The sequence below is a fragment of the Sedimenticola selenatireducens genome, assembly GCF_007625115.1.
Classification (GTDB): Bacteria; Pseudomonadota; Gammaproteobacteria; order Chromatiales; family Chromatiaceae; genus Sedimenticola; species Sedimenticola selenatireducens_A.
In genome coordinates, this window is record NZ_VMNH01000009.1 from 30,840 (window position 1) to 48,424 (window position 17,585).

18 protein-coding genes are annotated in these 17,585 nt (G+C 50.3%); 11 read left to right on the top strand and 7 right to left on the bottom strand.

The window, feature by feature from the left end; genetic code table 11:
• The first annotated feature begins 52 nt into the window (after nucleotides 1-52).
• The 11 genes from FHP88_RS09010 to FHP88_RS09060 all read left to right on the top strand — a co-directional run bounded on the left by FHP88_RS09010 (nucleotide 53) and on the right by FHP88_RS09060 (nucleotide 9,941).
• Complete coding sequence (locus FHP88_RS09010) at nucleotides 53-637, top strand: HK97 gp10 family phage protein (RefSeq protein WP_186297664.1); 585 nt, start codon at nucleotides 53-55, stop codon at nucleotides 635-637.
• A complete protein-coding gene (locus tag FHP88_RS09015) occupies nucleotides 634-2,607 on the top strand; it encodes a hypothetical protein (protein ID WP_144358715.1) in 1,974 nt (657 codons plus the stop codon). Before FHP88_RS09010 ends, FHP88_RS09015 begins: the two co-directional genes overlap by 4 nt.
• Complete coding sequence (locus tag FHP88_RS09020; RefSeq protein WP_144358716.1) at nucleotides 2,604-3,239, top strand: DUF2460 domain-containing protein; 636 nt, start codon at nucleotides 2,604-2,606, stop codon at nucleotides 3,237-3,239. The genes FHP88_RS09015 and FHP88_RS09020 overlap by 4 nt, the downstream gene beginning before the upstream one ends.
• Nucleotides 3,236-4,621, top strand: coding sequence for a DUF2163 domain-containing protein (locus tag FHP88_RS09025; RefSeq protein WP_144358717.1), 1,386 nt, complete (start codon nucleotides 3,236-3,238; stop codon nucleotides 4,619-4,621). The genes FHP88_RS09020 and FHP88_RS09025 overlap by 4 nt, the downstream gene beginning before the upstream one ends.
• A complete protein-coding gene (locus FHP88_RS09030; RefSeq protein WP_144358718.1) occupies nucleotides 4,618-5,028 on the top strand; it encodes an NlpC/P60 family protein in 411 nt (136 codons plus the stop codon). Before FHP88_RS09025 ends, FHP88_RS09030 begins: the two co-directional genes overlap by 4 nt.
• 215 nt (nucleotides 5,029-5,243) lie before the next feature.
• On the top strand, nucleotides 5,244-8,162 hold the full coding sequence (locus FHP88_RS09035) for a phage tail protein (RefSeq protein WP_186297665.1): 2,919 nt from the start codon (nucleotides 5,244-5,246) through the stop codon (nucleotides 8,160-8,162).
• Entirely contained in the window at nucleotides 8,159-8,503 is a 345-nt protein-coding gene (locus FHP88_RS09040; RefSeq protein WP_144358720.1) for a hypothetical protein, read from the top strand. Before FHP88_RS09035 ends, FHP88_RS09040 begins: the two co-directional genes overlap by 4 nt.
• 16 nt (nucleotides 8,504-8,519) lie before the next feature.
• Nucleotides 8,520-8,786: a hypothetical protein gene (locus tag FHP88_RS09045; protein WP_144358721.1), complete on the top strand. Its 267-nt coding sequence runs from the start codon at nucleotides 8,520-8,522 to the stop codon at nucleotides 8,784-8,786.
• Complete coding sequence (locus FHP88_RS09050) at nucleotides 8,783-9,205, top strand: hypothetical protein (RefSeq protein ID WP_144358722.1); 423 nt, start codon at nucleotides 8,783-8,785, stop codon at nucleotides 9,203-9,205. Before FHP88_RS09045 ends, FHP88_RS09050 begins: the two co-directional genes overlap by 4 nt.
• Nucleotides 9,202-9,510 (top strand): M15 family metallopeptidase, encoded by a 309-nt coding sequence (locus FHP88_RS09055; RefSeq protein WP_335341527.1) that lies wholly within the window; start codon nucleotides 9,202-9,204, stop codon nucleotides 9,508-9,510. The genes FHP88_RS09050 and FHP88_RS09055 overlap by 4 nt, the downstream gene beginning before the upstream one ends.
• Entirely contained in the window at nucleotides 9,507-9,941 is a 435-nt protein-coding gene (locus FHP88_RS09060; protein WP_144358724.1) for a thermonuclease family protein, read from the top strand. Before FHP88_RS09055 ends, FHP88_RS09060 begins: the two co-directional genes overlap by 4 nt.
• A 355-nt stretch (nucleotides 9,942-10,296) precedes the next feature.
• Here the strand turns inward: FHP88_RS09060 and FHP88_RS09065 are convergent, their stop codons facing one another.
• The 7 genes from FHP88_RS09065 to FHP88_RS09095 all read right to left on the bottom strand — a co-directional run bounded on the left by FHP88_RS09065 (nucleotide 10,297) and on the right by FHP88_RS09095 (nucleotide 17,516).
• Nucleotides 10,297-11,367, bottom strand: a complete 1,071-nt coding sequence (locus FHP88_RS09065; RefSeq protein WP_144358725.1) for a Fic family protein — start codon at nucleotides 11,365-11,367, stop codon at nucleotides 10,297-10,299.
• Nucleotides 11,368-11,824: 457 nt separating this feature from the next.
• Nucleotides 11,825-12,976, bottom strand: a complete 1,152-nt coding sequence (locus tag FHP88_RS09070; RefSeq protein WP_144358726.1) for a class II fructose-bisphosphate aldolase — start codon at nucleotides 12,974-12,976, stop codon at nucleotides 11,825-11,827.
• A gap of 6 nt (nucleotides 12,977-12,982) precedes the next feature.
• The gene (locus tag FHP88_RS09075; protein ID WP_144358727.1) at nucleotides 12,983-13,381 is read right to left on the bottom strand and encodes a hypothetical protein; all 399 of its coding nucleotides are present in this window, start codon (nucleotides 13,379-13,381) and stop codon (nucleotides 12,983-12,985) included.
• A gap of 76 nt (nucleotides 13,382-13,457) precedes the next feature.
• Nucleotides 13,458-15,788, bottom strand: a complete 2,331-nt coding sequence (locus tag FHP88_RS09080) for a nitric oxide reductase activation protein NorD (RefSeq protein WP_144358728.1) — start codon at nucleotides 15,786-15,788, stop codon at nucleotides 13,458-13,460.
• 101 nt (nucleotides 15,789-15,889) lie between these two features.
• Complete coding sequence (locus tag FHP88_RS09085) at nucleotides 15,890-16,705, bottom strand: CbbQ/NirQ/NorQ/GpvN family protein (RefSeq protein WP_144358729.1); 816 nt, start codon at nucleotides 16,703-16,705, stop codon at nucleotides 15,890-15,892.
• 29 nt (nucleotides 16,706-16,734) lie between these two features.
• Nucleotides 16,735-17,046, bottom strand: a complete 312-nt coding sequence (locus FHP88_RS09090) for a hypothetical protein (RefSeq protein WP_144358730.1) — start codon at nucleotides 17,044-17,046, stop codon at nucleotides 16,735-16,737.
• A 113-nt stretch (nucleotides 17,047-17,159) separates the two neighbouring features.
• Nucleotides 17,160-17,516, bottom strand: coding sequence for a ribulose bisphosphate carboxylase small subunit (locus tag FHP88_RS09095; protein ID WP_144358731.1), 357 nt, complete (start codon nucleotides 17,514-17,516; stop codon nucleotides 17,160-17,162).
• Nucleotides 17,517-17,585: the final 69 nt, after the last annotated feature.

A 17,585-nucleotide genomic window follows, 5' to 3' on the forward strand; every position in this document is an offset into this window, starting at 1 on the left:
GAAGACATTGATTGGCTAGTCAGTCAGTTGGTCACCATTCGGGATTTTCATCGTGCCAGAAAGTAGCGTCAAAGGGTTGCGTGAACTGCAAAACAAGCTGGCCACGTTAGGCCCAAAACTGGCGGGTCGGGTGCTAAGGCAGGCGACCATGAACGCTACCACGCCGGCCATGAAAACCATGCGCGAAGCGGCCCCAAAAGGTAAGCAGGCCCATCGTACCTATAAAGGTAATTTGGTTGCGCCTGGGTTTCTGTCTCGCAGTATCAAACGCAAATCCAGTTACAAAAACGGCAAAGCGCGGGTGATTATCGGGGTAAAAAAAGAGGCGTTCTATGGTGTGCTGTTTGTAGAGAAAGGCACCAAGGCGCATGACATACCCAAAAAAGAGAAGTGGTATCAGCACCGGGTGCCGCGCCGTAACGGAAAAAGCGTAACCGTGCGGCGTAAATCCCGCGTGACGGGTGCGTGGCGAAAAAAGGCGTTGTTCTTTAATGGTCGTGTTGTGAATCACGTTCGCCACCCCGGAGCCAGAGCCAAACCCTGGTTTGTAAAATCATTCGTGAAAAATGAAAAGGCCATGCTGACTCGGTTATCTGAGCAGCTAAGTAAAAAAATCCAGAGGCATTTACAGCAATGACCGATCTCGCAAAGTTAGTAGTCAGCCTGGAGGCGGAATCATCCAAACTCAGGACTGATCTTGAAAAGGCGCAAAAGCACCTGGATCGATTTGAAAAGAGCGCTGATCGGGCGTCATCCATTGCCAAGAAAGGGTTTATAGGGCTGGCCACCGTATTGCCATTGGCGGGTCTTGCGGCGGCAGCAAAATCATCATTGGATTTTGCAGATGCAATCAGCGTGGCGTCTGATAAAACCGGCTTCTCAGTAAAGTCATTGCAAGAGCTTCGGTTTGCCGCTGAACAAACCGGCGTGGGTATCAGTGTGCTGGATGGTGGCTTGGGGCGATTTACCAAGCGCCTCGGCTTGGCGCGCGCCGGTACGGGTGCGGCGGCTGATACTTATAAGAAGCTGGGTATTGATTTAAAGCAGTCAAACGAGCAGGTATTCCGCCAGGTTGTGAATACGCTGGGTGATATGGATGACCAAACCAACCGGCTGGCCTTAACCACTCGGTTGTTTGGTGATGACGCGCAAAGCCTAGCAACCACCTTTAAAAACGGCACAGCAGGGCTTGATGACTTTGCCGATAAAGCCAGAGGCCTGGGTATTATTCTGGATGATGACCTGGTAGAAGGTGCCGCCGCTGCGAATGAGCAGTTAGGCATACTGAAGCAGGTTATAAACGCGCAAACCACCAAGATATTTGTTGAGCTGGCTCCAGCGATTATTAGTGTGGGTAATGCGTTGTCAGAAGCCGCGCCGAAAGTGGCGAATTTCTTTGGGGCTTGGGGGGATGTGGAGCATCAGACCCTTGGTGCCTTGGATGAGACTATTGAAAATATTAAGGCCCAAATTGCAGAGGAAACGAATAACGCGAAACGAGTAGCAACAGATTCGCCTAACTGGGCTGAGTATTTGTTTGGCTTTAATGAGACAGAAGAAGAGGTCAATCAAAAAGTTGATTCGCTTATTGAAAGATATTGGAAAGCGGTCTCAAGAAAAGAGAAGCTATTAAAACAAAAAGACAAAAACCCCAATTCTGCGGTGGCGGGTGTTGATGTATCCGGTTTGTTCAGTATCGATTCACAAGATACAGAAGCATCTAAAGCAGCAAAGCGTGTTCAAGAGCAATATGACGCGGCCCTCGAATCCCTCAACCAAACCGTTGCTTTACTCGGTGTCACCACGCAATACGAAAAAACCCTCTGGGATGTCCAGAAAGGTCGCTATAAAGATCTGAACGACAACCAGAAAAAAGCCCTGCTGGATGCTGCCCAACGCATTGACCAGAAAACGGCAGACATTGAATCCACCAAAGAGGCGGCGAAGGCAGAAGAAGAGGCCGCTAAATCGGCAGAGCGGCTGAACGAACAGCTAGAAGCACAAGCCAAGCGCTGGCGCGATCTGGTAAACCCCGCGAACGGCGTCAACGACCAAATGGCCGAACTGGATCTACTGCTGGAAAAAGGCAAGATCAGTTGGGATACCTACGGCGATGCCATGTTTGAGGTCATGGGTGGTCTGGAAGACGAAGCAAAAAAGACAGAGGATAAATGGAAAGACCTGGGCCTGACCTTCTCCAGTGCGTTTGAGGATGCCATTGTAAACGGTCAAAGCCTGTCCGATGTATTGGCGGGGTTAGAGCAAGACATCACCCGCATAGTCACCCGTAAACTGGTCACAGAGCCCTTGGGTGATTTCTTTACTGGGTTTGCCAAAAGCTTTATTCCGTCATTCGACGGCGGCGGCTTCACCGGCCTGGGTTCGCGCACGGGTGGGCTTGATGGCAAGGGCGGCTATCTATCCATTCTCCATCCCAACGAAACCGTAATCGACCACACAAAATCCAGCCGTCAATCCAGCGGTATGCGTGTCGTGAATAACATCACGGTATCGGCACCTAACGGCCAAATCTCAACCGAATCCATGAACCAGCTACAAACCAAGCTGGCTAAATCCATGCAACGTTCACTGGCGCGCAATACATGAGCTTTCTAGAAACCCCGCGTTTCCCTGATGACATCTCACTCGGCTCAACGGGTGGGCCTGGGTACAACACCACCATCACGCCGTTCACCTCGGGAAAAGAGAGCCGGAATATTAACTGGGCTGAATCCCGCGCTGAATACGATGTGGCTTATGGGGTACGCACACAAGCGCAACTCTATTCACTCACTGAGCTATTCCATGCGGTAGCGGGGCGGGGTCATGGGTTCCGCTATAAAGATTGGAGCGATTGGAATTCATCAACCGATCAAACCCACGGCGCAACGGTATCGGATACAGATCAAACCATCGGTACGGGTGATGGGGTGGTGGTTGATTTTCAACTGATCAAAACCTACACGAAAGGCGCACTATCCAGAACCCGTGACATCCGCAAGCCCGTTACCGGCACCGTGGTGGTTTCGCTGGATGATGTCACGCAGGGTTCGGGGTGGTCAGTTGACACCGCAACCGGCTTCGTCACCTTTGTAACGCCACCGGGTGTCGGTGTGGTGGTAAAGGCCGGGTATGAGTTTGATGTACCTGTTCGGTTTGATATCGACAAACTGCCCATCCTGTTTGAAAGCTATGAACTGCAATCAGCCAGCGTGCCGCTCATAGAAATACGCGTATGAAAACCATCAGTACGGCATTAAAAAATCACCTAGCGGAAGAGGTGACGACGCTCTGCGTCTGCTGGAAAATAGTCCGGCGTGACGGGGTAGAGCAGGGCTTTACCAGCCACGTAAAAGACCTGACTTATGACGGCCTGCTGTACGAAGCCGCCACCGGGTTTACGCCATCAAACATCGCCTCAACCGATGATCTGGCCGTCAACAACATGGAAGTGGTCGGGCTGCTTGAATCACAGCGCCTCAGCGCCAGTGAGTTGCAAGCCGGTCGCTATGATTATGCCGATGTCTATGTCTTCATGCTGAATTATGAAGACCTGACCATGCAGGATCTCAAGCTCGCCTATGGCAAATTAGGCCAAGTCAGATCCGGTAAGGTGGTGTTTGAAGCAGAAGTACGGAGTCTATCCCAAGGGCTACAGCAAACCATCGGTGAGCTGTTTGATACGGCCTGCCGTGCTGATCTGGGTGATAGCCGTTGTGGTGTGCTGATAAAACCGGATAGATGGGAACCTCACACACTCTACGCCCTTGATGATGTTGTTCGCCCAACGCTGGCCAATGGCAATGAGCGCCAATACAAAATAACAACCGCCGGGTATTCAGGCAGCACAGAGCCCACATGGGATGCAACCATTGGCAATTCCACCAACGGGGTTTCTGTTGAGCTGTTAACCGATGGCGCGTTTACAAATGCCAAGGGCGTTTACTGGAATGGCTCGGCCGCCTGGACGATAGCGGCAGGCGTGGCCAGTTGTGATGGCACCCAAACCGCCAATGATGCCCTGTCCCAGCCGGTAACGGGTGTGAATGGTGTGTTGTATGAAACCAGCTTCACCGTATCAAATTTTTCAGCCGGTCAGGTGCGTATTGTCTGTGGCACACAAGTAGGCACCTGGCGCGTTGCCAATGGCGCGTTTACTGAAGACATCATCATGACAGGCACCACGCCCATCAGCATCGAAGCGGATGCAGATTTCGTGGGTGATATTGATGATGTGTCGGTATCCGAAAAAGTCACCACCGTTTGGGAAACGGAAAATTGCTATACCAAACTCGGCACCATCACCGCTGTTAACTCAAACGAGAATTTTACCGACGCCGCCAGAACAGAAGCCGATAACACTTTTGACCGAGGCTATCTGACCTTTACCAGTGGGTTGAATGTGGGCGTGTCAATGGAGATTAAAACCTTCACATCTGACACATTCCAGAGCGCGTTGCCATTTCCCTACACCGTGCAAGTGGGCGACTCATACGAAGTCTATGCAGGCTGTGATAAGACTATGGAAACCTGCCGGGATGATTACGACAACATCATCAACTTTCGCGGTGAACCGTTCATTCCAGGGTCTGATGAAATTATGAAATTTGGTGGCCAATGATTACCCGCGCTGACATTGTAATCGAAGCAAAGACCTGGATCGGTACACCCTTCCACCATCAAGCCGCTGTCAAACGGGTGGGCTGTGATTGCGCGGGCATGGTTAAAGGTGTGTGGCGTGAACTGGGGAATGATGTTTCAAAGGTGCCGGTAGATTATCCGCGTACCCCATCAGGCGGTAACCTGGTGAGAATACTGATTGAGTTTCTTGATAGAACCGTCACACCTAAAGCGGGTGATGTCATCCTGTTTACCCTGCTCAACGAACCGCAACACCTGGGTATTTTGACCGATAAAAACACCGTAATTCACGCTTATCAGCCGTTTGGAAAAGTGGTGGAGCATCGTCTGGATGATAAATGGAAAAGAAGAGTAACCGCGTACTATTCATTCAGGGGTGTTGAGTAATGGCCTCGCTGGCACTGGGTTTAGTCGGGGCGGGTATTGGATCACTAGCACCTGCCGGGTTCTCGTTTCTCGGTATGACCGGCGCGGGTCTGGGTTGGTCTATCGGGTCAACGCTCGGTAGTATTCTGTTTGCACCGGATGGCCCCAACACCCAAGGGCCGCGACTGTCTGATCTGTCCGTTCAAACCTCCACGCGTGGTGCGCCGATCCCCAAAGTGTACGGCACGGCGCGTATTGCGGGGAATGTGATCTGGTCAGGTGGCATACAGGAAACCTCACACACCCAAGACGTGGGCGGCAAGGGTGGCTCCAGCGCATCACATACCACCTATACCTATAGCTGCTCTTTTTCGGTGGGTATCTGCGAGGGCGAAATTACAGGTATACGCCGCATCTGGGCTGATTCGGTACTGATCTATAACAAGGGCGACACCGCCACGGCTGATGAGCTGGCGGTATCAAACCAGAACGGTATTACGGTCTATACCGGCTCAGAAACCCAGGAACCTGACCCCACTATAGAGGCCGCTGAGGGTATGGGTAATGTGCCTGCCTTCCGTGGTTTGGCGCATGTGGTGTTTGATACATTTCAACTTGAAAACTACGGCAATCGTATTCCTAATTTTACGTTTGAGGTGGTAGGGAGTGGCTACACATCTCATCAAATAGACTCGCTTAATGATTACACTGTAGATGGTGAGCAGTTTGAGCATATAGGTATTCCCTATGCCGATAATAGTGGGTTTGATGTAATAGATTATCAAACGGACTATTTAACATATGCAACTGTGCACAAAAAAAAATACAGCTCCGAAGGGGTTATGATATCAGATACCTCAGAGTCATTATCTTTGCCTGTCTATTCGATAGGTACAATTAGATACTCACAGGACTATGAGTATATATTAAGGGTTTCTGTTTCAAGCCTACAGTATCTGGCACTGAATAGCGGTAATGTACTGCTTTCGCCTCCAGCAGGGACAAACCAGGTATTGGCAGCGATCAGGTATTACCCAACTGATAAAATATTTGTGCTATGGATCAAAAACACCTCATACACAAGTTACGTCCTGAAGGAATACACATCCGCCGGTTCTCCAACTGGAAGAGAGTATATCGGAAGTAAAGGGGCAAATATTAGGCCGGGGCTTTGCTCCAATCAAAACGGCAGTATATTTGTTACAGGAGCAACAGATGCGAGTACAGATGTTGATGTTGATGCTATAGACGCGCTCACAATGCTTTTTGATAAAGCCTGGCAGGTAACTGCGCAGCATATGTCGTCTACTGTAGATTCGTGCGGCGGACACTCTTTTGACGTTAATGCCGACAACATTATTTTCTATAAAGACCAGAATTATTATATAGCCGCTTCTAAGTTAAGTGATAACGGGGCTGTTGTTTATATTGGTAATGTGCCTTCTATTGGCTCCGATCAGTATGATTCAGTAACGTGCTCAGGCAGCATTGCGTACACTAAAAATGGGTCCGCCGTCGTCAGTGATACAGTTGGTATCGTCAATGAATCACTAGCAGACGTTATAGTAGATATATGCTCAGAATCAGGCGTTCATGAACTATCCACAAACACAGTGACTGATGAGATATATGGTTACGTTCGGTCGGGGGTGATGTCATCGAGGTCAGCTCTTGAGCCGCTTTTGTCGGCCTATCAAATAAGCGCAGTAGAATCCGATTACAAACTAAAATTCTCACCCTTAACAGGTACGTCATCAGAAACCATAGTCGATGATGATCTTGCCGCCGATATCAGCATCACCCGCGCACTAGAAACAGAACTACCTCGCCGCGTGACGCTGGCTTATGCGGACAAAGATGCCGACTATCTCCCGGCAGTACAATCGGCGCAGCGCATCAAATCAGCCGGTCAGATCGTCAATGAAATTTCGCAACAGTTCTCACTGTCAACTGACGGCGATCACATGTCGCAACTGTCAGAGAAAATACTCTATCGCGCATGGACAGAGAGAGAATCGTTTGATTGGTCATTGACCACAAAGCATGCCTATCTGGATGCCGGTGATGTGGTTACGCTGGAAAATGGCGGGTTTAATCACATCACCCGCATTACATCCAATGACCAGCAGTTGCCGGGGTTAATCAACTGCGGCGGAGTAGCGACCCGCGCCTCTGTTTATTCATCCAACCTGACCGGGGCAGCATCAAGCTACACCACGCAAACATTGGTGTTGGTGGGTAATACGCTATTCGAGATATTGGATTTGCCCGCGCTGCGAGATGCCGATGCAACAACGGCAGGCTATTACGTCGCTGTGTATGGTCAAAAAACAAATTGGACATCGGGCATTGTCTATAAATCCATTGACTCTGGCGCGTCATGGTCTGGGCTGATCACGACTAGCACAGAGGCAACAATGGGCATCACAACCAATGTGCTGCCTGATGCTGATGCTAAAACATGGGATATGACCAGCACGGTCAATATCTCCATGCACCACGGCACCCTGGCGAGTGATACGGTTGAGAATGTATTGAACGGCGCGAACGCCGCGCTGATCGGAAATGAGCTGATCCACTTTACAACCCGCACGCTTGAGGGTGATGGCACCTATACCCTGTCAGGATTATTGAGGGGTCGAATTGGCACCGAACATGAAACCGGAAACCATGCGATAGGTGACCGGTTCGTGTTACTCAACACAACCAGTATCTACCGCGTGTCGTCTGAGTATTCACAAAAGGGCGTGACCAACAAATTCAAAGCCGTAACCAACGGCCAATACCTTGAATCAGTCACCAATACCACAGATGTGACGTTTGATAACCTTAATTCAAAACCGCTTAGTGTGTGCCAAATCTCAGGCACCCGTGACGGCTCAAACAATTTAACGATCAACTGGCTCAGACGTTCCAGGCTGTCGGGTGTGTCACTGGATGACCCAGCATTAGGCGAACAATCCGAGCTGTACGAAGTGCATATCATGGATGGTGCTGTGGTCAAGCGGGTTATTCAGGCTGCAACCAACAGTGCAGACTATACCGCATCCCAGCAAACCCTGGACGGCTTCACGCCGGGTGATCCTATAACAGTCAATATCTATCAAGTATCCGCGACGGTAGGGCGCGGGTATGTCAGGAGCGAAACACTATGACAGTCGGGTTAGATGCAGGGCAGGCCAATAAAGAGGTCACGGTTAATCAGATGGTGATGGGGTATTTGGCGAAATCAGTAGCGGGTGGTGTTGATGTCACGCTGACTGATAACGAATGCACCTATCAACAAATCGAGCTGACAGGGGCCATCACCGCAAACATCGTTGTCAACATGACCGATTCCGCCAACGTGACCCACTTTTACAACAACACGAGCGGGGCTTTCACGGTCACGGTACAACCCACATCAGGAACGGGCGTAACCATCACCCAAGGCACCCGTTGCCAGATCGGGTGTGATGGTGCGGGGAATGCGTACAAGCTCACAGCGGAACTGTAAACAACAGGGGATCACTATGAAAACGTTAATGATCATGATATCAACCCTATCACTCACCGGCTGTGCGACATCCCCGTTTGGCACAGCCGCCAGTGGTGGTGCTAACTATGCTTACCAAAAAACGGCGGCGGGTGATTGCGTGGTAACCATCAACTCAGCCAGAGATATAGCAGGCGGTACGCTGATGATTGAGGATGACTGTAAAGTTACAGTCTCAGCAGACACCGCCGGGGGCGCTGCAGCAATGAAACTGATCAGTGACCTGGTGGGTAAAATCCGATGAGAAAATTCATTGTTTACCGGTCGATCAAAGGTTATAAGTACGAGCTGGCCGGGCCTGCAGAAACCGAGTCCGGTATTATTGGGCTGGATCTCGAAACCGAATATTTGAAACTGCAAAACGATGGTTTGTTCCTCGCGCGGAAAGGGTACTGCTGGGACGGTCCATCAGGCCCGAGTGTAGATACCAAAACATTTATGCGCGGCTCCCTGTTTCACGATGCCGGGTATCAGTTGATCAGGATGGGGTTGCTGCCGATTGACTATAAAAGCCAGATTGATGACCTATTAAAACGGATCTGCCTTGAGGATGGGATGTCTGGATTCCGGGCGTGGTACGTGCATCAATCGGTATCACTGTTCGGGGGTGGCTCATGCCTGCCCAACACTCAACGCCACAGACTGCCCGAGGTGGCCCCGTGACCGCGTTAACGCTCAGGCAGAAACAATCACTGTTTGTGCGTATGGTGGCTTTGTTGATCGACTATGCTACTGAGCTGGGTTATGAGCTGACCTTCGGTGATGCTTATGCGAAGTCAGGCCACATCAATGGGTCATTCCACTATAAGCGGCTGGCCATTGATTTTAATCTGTTCAAAGATGGTAAGTACCTGACAAAAACAGAGGATCATCAGCCATTGGGTGAGTTCTGGGAATCGATAGGCGGTAGCTGGGGTGGGCGGTTCAAACGGAAAGACGGAAACCATTATTCCCTGGGGGAGCTATGAGGTCATTATTATCAAAAATTGCCCTGCTTTTGTACATAGTGCCGGTGCTGGTTTTCGCAGACTACAAAGCCGAAGTCGTGCGCGTGGTGGATGGCGATACCGTCAACCTAAATGTGCATATCTGGCCCGGCCTGACTCAGCAAATCAGCCTAAGATTGGCCGGGGTTAACACGCCAGAGAAGCGCGCCAGCGCAGAATGTGAGCGGTTAGCCGCAAAAAAAGCCACAGAATTCACGTTATGGTTTCTGGAGGGTGTGGAATCGGTGACTGTCACGGATGTGAAATTGGGTAAATACGCGGGTCGGGTGCTGGGCAAAATCCAGGTTGGCGGAGTTGATCTAGGTCAAGCGCTTATAGAAACAGGTCATGCGCTACCCTATGACGGCGGGCATCGCGGCCCGTGGTGCAGTGACCCAATAAAACCACCCTAAAATTGTCCCATAAACAAAAACAGCATCAATAAAAACAACAAGTTACAAAGAGCGAAAACCTGGTTTTGTGGGACAATTAGCAAGCATTATTCATAATAAAAACAAATACCTACAGAGTTCTAGCTGTCTTTCTACGAACCAGGTGGTCGGAGGTTCGAATCCTTCCGGGCGCGCCATATAAATCATAAAGCTCACCCATAGGGTGGGCTTTTTGTTTATGTGTTGTCAAAAAGTTTGAACTTCAGCAAGAGCTTGTGGCGTGAATCTTCTTTCCGGACGAGTCATTTACCAAAGCTGTGTACCGGGCACATAGGTCACGCTTTATACCGTAGAGATAGGTAACACTTCGGTCTAGCTAAATGCGCCCATACCATGTTCCTTTCCCTTTACCGTGTTGTATGAGTTGCTGGTTGGCAACCAAGGTCTGCAGGTGCTTTTTTACAGTATTGCGATTTGCGCCGGTCAATTCTACGATCTGACTTACGGACAGCCGTCCGTGTTCTGTTGCCAGTTCAAGGATGTTGAAAGAGAGTTCGGGTAGCTTGGCTAGCACAATATGCTCACGTTCAATCTTGGCTTCGAGGCGTTTCTTTTGCTTCTTTAAAGCCTGAAGAAAATATCTTATCCATGGCTGCCAGTCCGGGGTTTTAGTACGAATCGTACCCTGTGTTTTACGTAGTGCTATGTAATAGCCCTCCTTTGACTGCGCAATGATGCTCTCCAGCGAGCAATAGGGAACATAGGCATAACCCTCCCTGAGCAATAGTAGGGTAGTAAGTATGCGCGAAAGGCGTCCGTTACCATTCTGGAATGGGTGAATCTCCAGAAAGATCACTGTAAACAACGCGATCACCAAAAGCGGATGAAGGACTTTGTTCTCAAGTGCGTGTCGTGTCCATTCAACCAACTCCGTCATGAGTCGGGGGGTATCGAAGGGGCTTGCTGTTTCGAATACGATCCCGATTTCATTCCCTTCGACGTCGAAGGCACTGACGTGATTGGGAGTTGTTTTATAATTGCCTCGGTGGCGTTCATCTTTGCTGCTGTAGCCGAGCAGGTCGCGATGTAGCTGTCGGATATGGTTTTCTGTTAGGCCAATGGCTTCCGAGTGGCTGTAAAGAGTGTTCATTACGCCGGCATAGCCGGCAACTTCCTGCTCATCGCGCGAGTCGAACTTCTTGATCTCGATATTTGCAAGGAGTTGGCCAACCTCTTGGTCAGAAAGCCGGCTGCCTTCAATTCGCGTAGAGGAGCCGATGCTTTCGATGGTTGCCACTCTCCGAAGTGCCGAAAGACGTTTTGGAGCTAGCGTTCCTAAGGCACGCCAGGCACCCTTGAACTCGTCCAGCTCAGCGACCAGAGAAAGGATCTCGGGGGTAATGACCAAAGTGTCGGTATGAATGCTCACATCCGAAATGATATCCATAAGTATCCAATAAATCCATATCAGATGTCTAAAAAATCATCCATATATATCCAAATAGATTATAAGGAAGAGACAGAGATGCATCGATTTTATAATTATGCGATTGAACAGACGCTAAGCGGCTAATGTGAAAACAGGAAGGACGAAGTCGTTCACAGTTGAAAGAAAAATACGAGCAAAACCTATTCAGGTAGATAGTTACCTGTTGAGTTGTTGTTGCTATGTAGCGTTGAACTGAGTGTAGACGAGCAACAAGCCTAATGTGTTCTTTGATAAGGGTAGACTTTTTCAAGGCAATTGAGAGTCATCCAAAATTTCTCGATGTGCAACCTATGTGTCAGGTAGCACAACAAGGCTTACGAGAAAACGTGGGCCATTTATTTTTCTAGCGTAGGGAATTTTGCGTGGTTTCTTACGACGCTAAAATGCCGGAAATTGGTGATTTTATCCAATCGTTTTAGGCCTGCTCCTTATAAACCGCCATCGTCCTATCGGTAGCATCGTCATTTAGATAGCGCCGGGTAAAGTTGATAAATGCCGGATGCTGTTTAAGTGGCTCGACGACTTCTGCGCAGGCCAATTGGATCTGCCAGCAGTACCGAGGTGCGGTATTGCTGTTGATCGATTCTCCTGCCTTTATTGCCCGCACACCTGGGATTTGTATCAGCGCCTGTTGACCTCGTCGGGTAATCAGCGCCATCTCTTCGGCGTCGGTACCGGGAAGATTGAATCGGATTTCGTAGATCGCTGGTTGCCATGGATCGCACTGTTCAAATACTTCGGCAGCCCGGCCTGCACAACCCCAGATACGCATCAGCCGGGTCGCTTCCTCTTCCATTTCTGCGCGAACATCAGTAAACAGTTTCAGGTAGCCCTCGTCTTTGGCGCGTGCATTTTTGCGCAGTAATTTTGCAGCGCGGTCGGTGATTGATGTGAATGCGTTAACCTTGGCAATGCCGTTGGCGATGAGGCGTCGTAGCTGGTCTTCGTTCAGTCCTGAACTGCCGTGCAGTACCAGCGGGATCTGCAGGGCTTCATTGATATGGCGCAGACGTGGGTAATCTAGTTGCGGTTTACCGCTGAAGCGACCGTGTACAGTACCAATTGATACGGCCAGAAAGTCTACACCTGTCAGGCGCACAAATCCGCGGGCTTCATCGACCGTGGTAAAAACCAGTTCATCCCCACTGTCCGGAACATAACCCAGTTCGGCTTCTACCGGTATGCCGCAGGTGTGGGCCATGGCCACGACTTCTTTGGTGATAGTGATATTCTCTTCCAGTGATCGATGAGATGCATCCACCATGACACCATTACAGCCGTAATTAATGCCGCGTACAGCCCCCTCAATACCACTGCCATGGTCATAATGAATCGCTACTGGTACCTCACTGCGCCGCGAAGCGGCTTCCACTGCATTGGCGAGCAATGCCAGGTCAAAGTAATCGGTGTGAGGTTCTGACAGTCCTAAAATGACTGGGGCTCGACACGCTTCTGCTGCATTCATAATGCTTTGCAGTTGATCAAGATTTACGATGTCGAATGAACCGACCGCATATTTGTTGTTGTAGGCATGGTGTAACATGTCCTGCATTTTAACGAGTGCCATAACGCTTTACTCTCGGTGAGGGAAGTTGATCACATGATGTGAATCTTCCGTAACATTCAATTGCTGTTCCAACATCGCTTCCATGGCCTCCAGTACACGCTTGATGATCATGCTGGCATTAGAGTGAAACAGCCGAAGCTGACAGTTAATCGGTGTATGCAGCGCATTGCGGTCCGCTGTTTCAAAATCTGTCCAGGCTGCCACAGGCAGGTCATTCAAGGCATTGTCGACAATAATCCAGGCATCCGGCTGCAAAATAATATCGAGCGTTCTTAACTGTGGTATGGCGAGTCGAATACACAGGCCCAGTCGTTTGAAAGCGGTTTGCACCCTGTTGTAATAGAGGGCGTCAAGAACACCGGCTTGGTATTCATAAACGGGCACCTCATTGTGTCGGGTATACATGGCTTTCTTGTGTCTCGCTTGTCTGTACGGTTTACATGGGCGCTATCACATTGCCTGGATAGTATTTGATGAAGCATCAGCGGGTCAGGCTGGCAAACAGCGTTGGCAGTTTTTCCGGTAACCGGTCGACGTTATTAATGATGGTGTAATTACTCTCGCCAAAGATTCGCTTTACATAGCTGTCCGCGTTGGGGTCCAGTGTCAGGCAGTAACTCAGTACGCCGTGACTGTAGAGTTCCTCAACTGCTTTTTTGGTATCGTGACGCAGATGTTGTGGATCACGCTCATCAATATCTGCCGGTTCGCCATCGGTGACCAGCAGGATCAGCTTGCGACGTTCCGGCTGTTTCAGCAGATGATGGCCCGCATGCCGCAGGGCTGCGCCCATGCGTGTTGAGAGTCCACCTTTCATGCCGGACAGTCGGGATTTAGCCTCATCATCAAAATGCTGATTGAAATCCTTGAAGCGGTAGTACTGCACATCATGTCGACCATCTGAGGCAAAACCATGGACGGCGAAGGGATCACCGATACCCTCGATTGCGGTTGAAACCAGGGTGGCCGCCTCACGGGTCAGTTCCAATACGGTTTTGTCCGAGCCCGCCATCTTTTCATTGGTGGATTCTGAGAGATCCAGTAACAGAACAACGGAGAGGTCGCGGTTCTTCAGTACATTCCGCATGGTGATGCGCGGGTTGGGTTGCTCACCCATACGAATGGAGACCATGGCGTCAATGGCTGCGTTGATATCGATCTCATCGCCATCTTCCATATTGCGTACTCGCTGCACACCCTCAGGCGTGAGCAGGTCGATGATCTGTTTAATGCGGTGTGCGATGGGTTTATAGTCCGTAAGAATCGCATTGATTGCTTCCGGATCACCCTTGGGTTGTCGGCGTTCATAAACCGTTGCCCAGTCTGGGCGGTGCAACTGGATCTGGTAATCCCACTCCTGGTAATGGAACGGTTCGGAAACAGCCTCTTTGCCCCACATGTCATTAAAGCTGATCCCTTCGTCTTCGTAGGGGTACATCTCCGTGGCACAGGTCCAAATCTCCTGTGCATCATCGCCGGCCAGTTCACAATCAACTTCGTTGGCCATCTCGATCACGCTGACTGTTTTACGCACCTGGCGTTGACTGGCGGGAATGTATTCATTGCCCAGGTTTAGATCGAACTCCTCAAACTCCCAGATAAAGCGGTTATCATCCCGATAGGGTATGCGGTTGCGCTCCAGTATGCGCAGGCTGGGTACTTCACGACGTACCGAGAAGATATTGAATAGTTCCATACCCATGTGCCATGAGAAGGTATTGTCATCCTGACGTTCTGCAATCTGCTCATGGAAGCGCGCGGCGAAGGCGTTGAGTTCATCGTCATCGGTGGTAACAGTGCTATCGAGCAGCATCAATGACACATCCTCAAGGATGGCCGCTGTGGGGTGTTCCACCTGTCCCTCATAATCATGGGCGAGCAGGGTAGCCCATAACTTCTTCAGGCCGGGAAAATTCTGAATGGCTTTGTATTCGATTCGTGCATCTTCAAGCAAGCCGATGAAATACATTTGGGCCGGGCTGAGTTGTTCTGCAGAGATCCGCGAGGTGGTATAGCTCATGTGAGCGGACATATGGGCAGCCGTGGCGCGATAGAGTTCAAGGCCGGTTATTTCGCCTACATTATCGACCGCATCCGGTAGATGAAAGATGCGGTTTTCGATATAGGGTTTGAAATCGGTGTAGTCGGCACCTGTAGGGCGCAGGAAAAAATCGCGGCCCCATAAGGCACGCAGATAGAAATTGAGTTTGCGCTGCACGCGGATGAAGAGAATGCCTCGACGTTCCTTCTGTAGCATGGCTTTGCTATCTGCCGATTCCAGGTTGAAATAGGCGGTCAGGTTGTCAAAGTCACGGCGATAGGCCTGGGCACCAAAATTGGCCCAGCGACGAAGCCCGCTAATGGTTAGTTTGGAGAGCAGTTCATCCATGTGGTTCAGCATCGGACGCAGGCCGCGTGCGGCAGTACCTGAGAGCTGATGAATCAATGTCAAATAGCCACGCAGCAGTTCGGCATCACCCAGGTTACGCGCGGCAGAAGGCAGACTACTGAAGAGCAAGCCGACCACTTCGCCAGAGACCATAGAGGCGAGTTTCATGGCGGCAGTGATACAGTCAGGAATGATGTCCTCGCCACACTCTTTCACAACCAGGGGCATCTCCTGGACGTAAGTGATGACAACATCACTGCCCCGACCAAGATTAGACAGGCTCTTTGCACCATCCATGTAATCCTGCAATCCGGCAGGTGACATGATGCGTGCCGCTTCATGAAAAGTGCCTTCTAATACATCACGTATTTCAGGTGCTACTTCTCCCAGAAGCGCTTCGTAGTCTTCGAGATTAATACTCATTGTTGATACCTGACCACAGGGTTACAGCGTTGGCAGTAAGTTTGAAATAGATCAGGCAAACCGTCCGATATTAACGCTGTATCTCCTGCGTGAATGATTGATCAGCCGAAGAATGTCTGTACTGCTGCGTCGAGTGTGTCACGCATATCAGGGTCATCCGTCAGTGGCGTCACCATGGTCATCGAGCAGGCTTCCACAGGGTCAATTCCCTTGGCGATCAACTGCCCGGCATAGACCAGAAGGCGTGTTGATATACCCTCATCCAGACCGTGGCCTTTCAGGTTGCGGGCGCGGTGCGCAATCTGTACCAGTTTGCCTGCAGTAGTGAGATCAACGTCAGATTCCTTGCAGACAATCTCGGCTTCTTTCTCCGCGCCCGGGTAATCGAAATTAAGTCCACCAAAACGTTGTTTGGTTGACTGCTTTAGATCCTTCATCAGGCTCTGATAACCTGGGTTGTAAGAGATGACGAGTTGGAAGTCCGGGTGGGCTTCGATCAACTCACCTTTCTTGTCCAGGGGAAGCGAGCGACGATGGTCGGTGAGTGGATGGATGACAACGGTGGTGTCCTGTCGCGCTTCAACGACCTCGTCGAGATAGCATATCGCACCAATTCGCGCAGCGGTTGTCAGTGGTCCATCCTGCCATTTTGTTCCATCCTTATCTAACAGGAATCGGCCTACCAGGTCGGAGGCGGTCATATCTTCATTACAGGCCACGGTGATCAGTGGCTTGTTCAGCTTGTAAGCCATGTACTCGACAAAACGGGATTTGCCACAGCCGGTTGGTCCCTTGAGCATCATCGGCATGCGTACATTATAGGCCGCCTCATAGAGGGCAATCTCTTTTCCCACTTGCTCGTAGTAGGGCTCGTTCTTAACAATGTACTGTTTTGGATCTACTGTTGTGACTGACATGACAGACCTTCTTTTATATCTCGATGAGTTTAGCTTTCGTCGTCGGTTTCGACGTTGCCGTTCCAGCCAGCGGCTTTTGCCAGGGTCATGGCATTTCCATGAATTCGGCTGTGACGCCCGACAAGTGTTTCAGGGAGATGACTGACCAGGCAGCCATACTTGTCCCATTCGGTATTGACCTTCTGTAACAGCGCGTCAATGCCGGCAAGGTTCCAGCCCTCGCATGTTTCAGTCTCAGGGATCAGCTCAAATACCCAAGCGTCGCGGATAACTTTCCCGATGGTGGTCATGCCACCATTGATATCTTTGTCAACGCCTACATATCGGTCAGGTTTAGCCATTGTTTATCTCTCTGATAGGTTGGTTAGTGGATTAAATAGAACCACCCTTTCGATAGAAACCCCCGCCCGACACGATTCGGTCGGGGGTTTTATCTTTACTCTTTTATAGGGTCTTAAACCACATTGCCTCGGTAGATGACCATTGAAGCCCCTGCGCATTGGGCGTAGTTATCCAGCCCCAGCAGACGCACATGGTTTTCCGGGTGTGCCTTGTGGCACGCTTCCAGTTCAGCCAGGATGGCATCGACGTCAGTCTCGCCAAACATCGGCAGTTTCCACATGTACCAGTAGCTGCCGCTAGCGTTCTGAGGCTCGGTATGTTCAATGGAAGGGTTCCAGCCCTTGCTCACGATGAACTCGATCTGTTGGCGTGTCTGCGCTGCATCCATTGCTGGCAGGTATGAAAAGGTTTCGAACTTGCGACTGGTGTTATCACCCAGGCTCGATTTATAGTCTTGCACTGTACTCATTTTTAAATTCCTTCATTCAATGTCGATATATACGAAATCAATTCACTGAGACTAGGCAGGCTCCGAGAT